Source organism: Candidatus Hydrogenedentota bacterium, assembly GCA_035416745.1.
Lineage (GTDB): Bacteria > Hydrogenedentota > Hydrogenedentia > Hydrogenedentales > SLHB01 > UBA2224.
Genome location: DAOLNV010000037.1, coordinates 21,191 through 29,424 on the forward strand (window position 1 = coordinate 21,191; position 8,234 = coordinate 29,424).

General features: G+C 60.6%; 7 protein-coding genes. 4 read left to right on the top strand and 3 right to left on the bottom strand.

Annotation, left to right across the window (positions count from 1 at the left end):
- Positions 1-2 precede the first annotated feature (2 nt).
- The 4 genes from ybgF (at position 3) to PLJ71_12425 (ending at position 4,675) form a co-directional block, all read left to right on the top strand.
- Positions 3-926, top strand: a complete 924-nt coding sequence (gene ybgF, locus PLJ71_12410) for a tol-pal system protein YbgF (protein HQM49481.1) — start codon at positions 3-5, stop codon at positions 924-926.
- Positions 927-1,024: 98 nt separating this feature from the next.
- A complete protein-coding gene (locus PLJ71_12415; protein HQM49482.1) occupies positions 1,025-2,035 on the top strand; it encodes a BadF/BadG/BcrA/BcrD ATPase family protein in 1,011 nt (336 codons plus the stop codon).
- A 3-nt stretch (positions 2,036-2,038) separates the two neighbouring features.
- Positions 2,039-3,169 carry a DUF1573 domain-containing protein gene (locus PLJ71_12420; GenBank protein ID HQM49483.1) on the top strand — a complete coding sequence of 377 codons (1,131 nt, stop codon included), beginning with the start codon at positions 2,039-2,041 and terminating at the stop codon, positions 3,167-3,169.
- Between the two features lie 75 nt (positions 3,170-3,244).
- Positions 3,245-4,675 carry a UDPGP type 1 family protein gene (locus PLJ71_12425; GenBank protein HQM49484.1) on the top strand — a complete coding sequence of 477 codons (1,431 nt, stop codon included), beginning with the start codon at positions 3,245-3,247 and terminating at the stop codon, positions 4,673-4,675.
- A 172-nt stretch (positions 4,676-4,847) separates the two neighbouring features.
- Here the strand turns inward: PLJ71_12425 and PLJ71_12430 are convergent, their stop codons facing one another.
- The 3 genes from PLJ71_12430 to PLJ71_12440 form a co-directional block, all read right to left on the bottom strand.
- Positions 4,848-6,116: a hypothetical protein gene (locus PLJ71_12430; GenBank protein ID HQM49485.1), complete on the bottom strand. Its 1,269-nt coding sequence runs from the start codon at positions 6,114-6,116 to the stop codon at positions 4,848-4,850.
- Positions 6,117-6,296: 180 nt separating this feature from the next.
- Complete coding sequence (locus PLJ71_12435) at positions 6,297-7,244, bottom strand: diacylglycerol kinase family lipid kinase (protein ID HQM49486.1); 948 nt, start codon at positions 7,242-7,244, stop codon at positions 6,297-6,299.
- A 15-nt stretch (positions 7,245-7,259) separates the two neighbouring features.
- On the bottom strand, positions 7,260-8,234 hold a 975-nt coding region (locus tag PLJ71_12440), incomplete at its 5' end, for a lyase family protein (protein ID HQM49487.1).

Below are 8,234 nucleotides of genomic sequence, written 5' to 3' on the forward strand. Positions count from 1 at the left end.
CCATGCGTGTTTCCACCATGATTGCGGCCCTTATGCTGGGCATCCTCGTGTTGACGGGGTGCGCTACGACATCCACGTCCAACGACCCCGTGGCGAACACCATCTATGACATGCACCGAAAGGTGGCACGCCTGGATAAAGACTTGGGAAGCACCGTCGAGCATTTGAACGAAACGGCTGCCGACCTCGGCGTGCGGGTAAACGAAAGCAACGAGCAGGCGCGCCAGATGCAATCGATGGTCGAAGAGAACCAGCAGAAGCTCGCCCAACTCGAGAGCAAGCTGGATTCCCTGACCGTCACCCTCTATAAAGCCCTGGGCATTACGACGCCGTCCGGCGCCACACCCAGCACGGGCTGGGGTGCGCCTTCCGCGCAATCGGACGTCGTTCCCGGCCAAATACAGGTCGAGCCCCCAAAGGCCGCCGCGACCGCACCCGCGGCAGCGGCCGCGCCCGGTCTTACCTCCGAGCCCGACCCGCTGGCCCATACGGCTGAGAGTGCTCCCGCGGCGCCCGTGGCGCCCGCCGCGCCTGCGGCCGCACCACTCGACCCTGTGCCCGCCTACAATCAAGCCATGGAAGCCTATCAGCGCGACCAGTTCGAGGAAGCGCTGAAACTCTTCTCGGATTTCTCGACGCGATTCCCGGACAGCGAGATCTCCGACAATGCCCAGTTTTGGAAAGGCGAGTGTCTCTACAATCTGGGCCGTTACGACGAGTGCATCGCCGAGTTCGAGAAGCTTCGCACCAATTTCCCGGACAGCGCCAAGGTGCCTTACGGCATGTTCAATCAGGCTGCGGCCCATTTGAAACTGGGGCAGCAGCCTCAGGCCATGGAGTTGCTCCAGAATCTAGTGGAGAACTACCCCATGACCCCGGCCGCCGCGCGTGCACGTTCGAAGCTCGAGGAGGTCAAAGGCAACTAGCTCGGCGACGAGGACCGGCTGTTATCATGAGTGTGCGTCAAAGCGCGGGACCCGTTCCCGCGCTTTTCTGATGTCCGAGCAGGAGAGAGACCCGAGTGATGAAGTACTACATGGGATTGGACGCAGGAGCAACCAAGACCTTCTGCCTTGTTGCGGACGCGCAAGGTTGTATCGCGGGTTTTGGACGCGGCGGCAACGGAAACTATGAAAATCAGGGGGTTGAACCGGCGGCGCGAGAGAACCGTAAGGCCGTGGAAGGCGCCCTGGCGGATGCCGGCTTCGCCCTCGAAGACATCGCCTGCATCGGGATGGGCATTGCCGGAGCCGACCTTCGCGAAGATTTCGACATGCTCGAGCGCGAAATCTACACCCCCTTGTTTGGAAAGACCCGCCGCGTGTTTCGCAACGACTCGATGGCCGCCATGCGCGGAAGCGTGCGCACCTCTTACGGCATCGTCATCGCTTGTGGAACCGGCGTCATCGCGGCGGGCATCAACCGGAACGGCCACGAAGCCCGCGCGGGAGGACTCAACGAAGAGTTCGGCGACTTGTGGACCGGTACCATCATCGGCCGTCAGGGACTCTATGCCGTCTACCATGCCCGCGACGGTATCCGCCCGCGGACCCTCCTGACGGACCTCTTCGTGAAACAGTCCGGCTGCGGAGACGTCGAGGAATTCTTCTACAAGATGTACCGGCGCGAACTCTCCGTGGATGACCTTCAGCCGATGGCCAAGATCGTCTTCGACGCCGCCTTTGAAGGCGACGCCGTGGCCATCGACATCCTGAGGACTGCCGGGAAGTATCTCGGCGACATGGTAATCGCCGTAGCCCGCAAACTCGACATGACCCGGCAGCCCTTCGAACTGGTCACCGCGGGCAGCGTGTTCAAAGGGAGCAGCCCCGTGCTCAAAGATTGCATGATGGCTCGCGTACACGAGGTTTGCCCGGAGGCTGCCGCGGTAACGCCCATCTACGAACCGGTGGTGGGCGCCTTGCTGATGGCCCTCGAGACCGATATTGACATGAACGCCGCCTTGTACGAAAATCTTACGGAAAGCCTCCGTCAGGCCGAGAAACGCTATAATGTGGAGTTTACCGCCAAATAAGCCATGCGAATACGCCCAGCTTACGTCATCATTCTCATCGTTATTGCAGTAGGCGCGTTTGTCATCTATGCCGCCCTGAGTGGACGCGACGCCCCTGGCTCCGGAACCGTCGCGCGGCCATCCAAGCCGTCAGACATCGGTATGCTGCCGCCCGTAGATGTAAACCAGGAGTTTGTACCCATAATTGAAGTGGAGACCGACACCTTCGACATGGGTACCATACCCAACAGCGAACCGACCACCAAGACAATGACTGTAAAGAACGCCGGCCGCGAGAAACTCGTCGTTCGGGAAATCACCACCACGTGCGCATGCACGACGGGGAAGCTCGCCTCGATGGAAATCGGGGCGGGCGAGACGACTACCATGGAAATCACCGTCGATCCGGACCGCGTCTCCGGGTTCCTCTCGGAAAAGCGCCTGACCATCATGTGTAACGCCCCAAACGCCCCCATGAAGAACGTCGATGTGATTGCCCGCATCGACCCGGAGTTCGAAACGGAGCCCGACGTGCTGGATTTCGGCGAGGTCGAGAAGGGCCAGACGCCTCAGCGCCAGCTCGTTCTGCGTCAGGTCGGCAAGGAACCCATCGAGCTGCTCGACGTCAAGAAAATGGACCAGGCCGACAAGGGTGTCTCCCTTACATATTCGAAACGGCCGGAATCAGATTGGAAGACACCCGGCAAGCCCGAATTTCTGATCACGGCAACCCTCGAGCCTTGGATTTCCATTGGCGAGTATTCGCAGCCCTTCGTGATCACGACTTCCTGCAAACGCGTGCCCCGCTACCGCCAGTTCGTCAAAGCGACCGTGAAGGCATTCTACGAGTTGTCGCTCAAGCAGATCGTCTTCACCTGGCACGCGTCACAATCCAATGATGCCCCGGCTGGCTCCGTGACCGTGCAGGCCGACCGTCCCTTCGAGATGCTCGACCTCAAGGTGACAGGCGAGGATTTCATCGTTAAGACCGCGCCCGGGCCCAGCCCGAACAGCGCCATCATCGAAGTCTATCTGACGGAGAAGTCGACTCCCGGAAGGAAGAACGAGAAGCTTACATTCTCCGTCAAAACGCCGGACGGCATCCCGTTGCCCAACATCATTCCAGTAAGCGGCACCATCTTGGACATAAAATAGGTTATTGCGGGCCGTTCTGCCGGCCTGAAACGGGGAAACGTCACTTATTCACCCGGTTGCGTGGAGAATTACACGATGATTACGGAATCCGCCGCGCGCCAGCGCCTCGAGGAACACGGCCAGGAACACGTGCTTCGTTTTTGGGCTCAGCTCAGCAATAGCGCCCGCGAAAACCTCTTAGCGCAAATCGGCTCCATCGATTTCAGGCTGATCAACCGCCTGATCGAGCGATGGGTGAAGAGTGAGCCGCCCGAGGAACGTTTCGACCGGATTGAGCCCGTCCCGCTAATACCGCAGGGCGGGGGAAAGGATGCGCGGGACGCCTGGAACGCGGGGGAGGAGGCGCTGCGCCAGGGCCGCGTGGGACTCCTGCTGGTCGCGGGAGGCCAAGGCACACGCCTGGGTTTCGGCGGGCCCAAGGGCGCCTATCCCATTGGCCCCATAACGAAGAAGAGCATTTTCTGCTACCACGCGGAAAAGATCCGCAATCTGCAGCGCCGCTACAAGTGCGTCCTGCCCTGGTACATCATGGTGAGTGATGCCAACCATGCGTCGACCCAGGCCTTCTTCGAGCAGAATCGGTATTTCGGACTCGAACCCGCCAACGTGCTCTTTTTCGAGCAGCGCATGGTGCCCTGTATAGACCAGAACGGAAAGTTCATGCTCGATGAACCCGGCGCCCTTGCCATGAATCCCAACGGCCACGGCGGCGTCATCCCGGCGCTCGTGGACAACGGCATCGCTGAAGATGCCCGGAACCGCGGGATCGACACCCTGAGCTATTTCCAGGTCGACAACTGGGCCGTCAAGCTCGCCGACCCGCTGTTCATCGGCTATCACGTCATGCGCAACGCGCGGATGTCTTCGAAGAACCACCGAAAGAACAGGCCCCGTGAAGCCGTGGGCGTTCATTGCGTTTGCGACGGCGTGTACCGCGTGATCGAATACACCATGCTCGACATGTATCCCCAATTGCTCGAAACCGATGCCGCGGGCAACCTGATACACTCCGCCGGAAATCCTGCCATCCACATCATTGACGTTGGATTCATCGAAAAGCTGAACGCCAGTTACGACGATTTCCCGTGGTGGCGCGCCCACAAGAAGATCCCCTGCGTGAACGACCAAGGCGAGCGCATCGAACCCGCTGAACCCAACGGCTACAAGTTCGAGACCTTCATCTTCGACGCCCTGCGGTTTATCGGCCATGAGCCCGTCGCACTCGAAATCCCGCGCGCCGGCGAGTATACACCCATTAAAGCATACGAGGGCGACAACAGCGTGGTCGCCGCGCGCGAATCCATGCGCAATCTCTGGGGAGGGTGGTTCGAAAAAGCCGGATTCCCTGTGCGGCGGGATGCCGCCGAGAAAGTCGCCGTCGACATCGAGATCAGCCCTGGTTTCGCCCTCGACGAAAACGAGTTCATCGAACGCGCCAAAGGCCACATATACGACGCCCTCTCCGATATCGCCATCGGCCCCGGCGGCAACATCGAGAACCGGTGACCAAGTCGACTCTGCTACGGCAGGCCGCCCGATGAGCAACGCTTTTCGGCGAGCTCCCGAAGAATGACCGGCGGGGGCGCCGGTCCCACAATTCTTTCCCGAGAGCCACGTTCACGAGATTGCGCGCGATGCCTGAGGAGGACAGACCGTCCACGGTCTCTCCACCGCCCGGCTACGAACTCGTTCCGCCCCCGGCGCGGTGAGGTTTGGGGCTGCTGGCCACGAGGGCAAGGCATTCCTCCATCAGGTGCTCACCCGCAAATTCGCCCAGGTTCATTCCCGAAACGTATTCGTACCGTTTGAAGCTGTTCCAATCGACCTTGGCCATGATATAGCCGTAGGCGTCGTTGGTCAGCCCGAACAGAAAATTGTGCTCGCCGTTCATGTTGCGTTTGAGATAATACCCGATATTGGGCAGCGCCTCGCCGGGAATGGTCAGAATCTGCGCATTACCGATATTCACCAGGTTCATCTGCGTGACTATCGTGTTGCCGGGACTGAGGGTCATCCCGATCGGCGACGCGGAAGCGATCATGCGGAGCTCCTCGGAGTCCACGTCGAACGTGACGTCCTTGGCCGTGCAGTACAGGCCGGGATTCTCTTGCACGGGCGCCTCGGCCACGATGCGGAGCGCCTCGTCCGCAAGCAGGTTGCCGATGCGCTGGCATTCCTCCCAGGTCTGAATGTCCTTGCCCTCGGGCCCGCGGCAATCGGCTGTAACCATGCCGCCCTGAGCGCTATTCATGAAGACAGCCGTACCGCCGCCTTTAGCGGCCACGCGGTCGTACAGCGGGCCGCACAGGTCAGGACTCAGAATTCCCTGGTCGGGACCGATTATTTCCGGATGGATGGCGTAGTTGATCAGGGTGGCAATGGCCTTCCCGTCCATGCCGGTAGCCTGAATAACGTGGCAACGCGGGTCGTAGAGCTGTGGAGCGTAGTAATTGTACGCGATCTTGCCCTGGGCCTCGCCAGTATTGATCTTAAGCGACGCCGGCTTAAGGCTCGCCAGGGCTTCGTTGATGGCATCCGCCATGCGGTCAACCACCATCGCAATATACTCGAGGTTTGCGCCGTGCCCGCCTTGCCCGTCCGGGAAACCGTACATATCGGGGGCGCTATGCGTGTGCGTAGACCCGATCAGGATGTTCTCTGGGGGAATGCCCTTCACTTTCTCACGAACACGTTCGCACAACGCGCCAGGAAACCCTAAGAAGTCCGCCCCGACAATTGCCACGCGCGTCCCGTCCCGGTCAAATACCAGGGCACGCACGGTCAGATTGCCCATCCGCTCGGTGGCGGGACTGGTCGGACTGGCGCCGCCGCTCACGGGCAGAAGCGGGTCAGGGGTCACATCGCGCACGGCCACTCCCGCCTGAAACGCCCCCAATGCCTGCAGCGCGAATCCAAGAAACGCCAGCGTTGAACATAGCACACGCATTCTCATCACAACATCTCCTCGGTTGTGTTTGCAGTAAATTTCCTCAGACGCTCGGGTTCATAGGGTACACCAACAGCGTCCCCCGGAGAAACGCCCGAATTACCCCGCGGAATTCCGTTCTTCCGGACGCAGGGTCTGGAGGAGCTGGGGCTATGACAAAGGCAAGGAGGCGCAGCGCCGCTACCCGACCACCACATTCAGTACGGAAGGCAACAGTTGGATGGCAATCGGCAGTTTGCCCGGTTGTTCACCGTCCAGATTCAGGAGCACCTCTTGTGACGAGTCCGCCAAGATGCGTGAAGCACGAAAGTAGCGTACTTTGTCGGGCTTCCTGAGCAGGCGGCCGCGGTAAAGCTTCGGCAGGTTGATGACAGCTTCGGTTTTGCCCACATCGCCGATCACGTAGACGTCAAAGGCGCGGCTGTCGAGACGGGCATGAGGAGCCACGTGCATCCCGCCGCCGTAATACTGGCCGTTGGCCACGATGACATTGTTAATCCGCCCCTCGAGCTCTACCCCGTCAATCTCGAGCTGTATTTCGGGGTTCTCGTAGGAGACGAGCGTCGAGATCACGCCCCACAGGAAGGAGAGAAAACCGCCGAAGAATTTCGAGGTGCTGTTTACCCGCTTGACCACTTCGCCGCCCGCCCCGAAATCGGCGATATTGATAAAATACCGCACCGCCTGGTCGCCCTCGGACGTCGTGTAGCGGACGCGCCCGATATCCGCGCGCGTGTACATCCCGTCCACGACGTAGGGGAGGGCGTCAACGCCCCAGGGAAGGCGAAGAGTCCGGGCAAGATCCGACCCCGTCCCTGCAGGAACGATAGCAAGCGAGGCCTCGGGATTGATGAGGGTCTCGTCCTCGAAAAAGCCGTTGACGACCTCGTTGTGGGTGCCGTCTCCGCCAACGCTGATAATGCGATCGTGCCCTTCCCGCAGCGCCTGGCGAACCAGCGTGGTCGCATGACCCGGCGATTCGGTCAGCATCAGCGTATAGGCCCCGACGGCTTCCCGAAGCGAGGCGCCCATGGTCGGCCAGCGCTTCCCCGTGCGGCCATTGCCCGACCGCGGATTCACAACTACCGCGATACGGCCCGCCCTGCGTGTATTGCCGATCGTTGACACCTGACGCTCCTCGCCCTACACACGAACGTCTGACACAGCGCCCAGTTTATCCCGATGGCGTTCGAGGACAGGGCCAACTTCCTCACGAAGAAACTCGTCGACCTGTTGAGGCGCCCGCCCGACGAATTGACGAACATCCAGCACCTTGTCAATCTCCCTGCGCGTCATGCCCATCGCGGGATCGGCCGCCAGCCGGTCCAGCAAATCGTTTTCAGCGCCTTCGTTCTTGACTCGGGCCGCGGCATCCTGGGCATGTCTGCGGATGACTTCGTGCAGTTCCTGCCGGTCGCCGCCCCTTTTGACACACGCCATCAGAATATTCTCAGTCGCCATGAAGGGCAACTCCGCTCGGAGGTGTTTTTCGATGACCTTCGGATACACGGCCGGGTCTTCCATCACGCTCAAATACAGGTTCAGGATGCCGTCGCAGGCCAGGAATGCTTCGGGCAAACTCAAGCGCCTGATCGCCGAGTCGTCGAGGGTCCGCTCAAACCACTGGACGGCCGCCGTGAAGGAACCGTGAAGCGGCGAAACCATGAGAAAGCGAGCCAGCGCACACGCCCGCTCACACCGCATGGGGTTCCGCTTGTACGCCATGGCTGAACTGCCCACCTGCTTCGCGCCGAAGGGCTCTTCGACTTCCTTCAGGTTCTGCAGTAAACGCATGTCAGTGGCGAACTTATGCACGCTCTCGCCAATTCCGGCAAGCACCGCAAGCACTTGGGTATCCACTTTTCTCGGATAGGTTTGTCCGGTCACGGGGAAGGACCGCTCGAACCCAAGCTTCTGGGCCACAAGATGGTCCAGCTGACGCACCTTTTCAGAATCACCGTCAAACAGGGCCATGAACGACGCCTGGGTGCCCGTCGTGCCCTTCACCCCCCGGCAGCGCAGCCCCCCAAGCACGTGCTCAAGCGCCTCGATGTCCAGAAGCAGATCCTGCGCCCACAAACATGCCCGTTTACCCAGCGTAACTACTTGCGCTGGTTG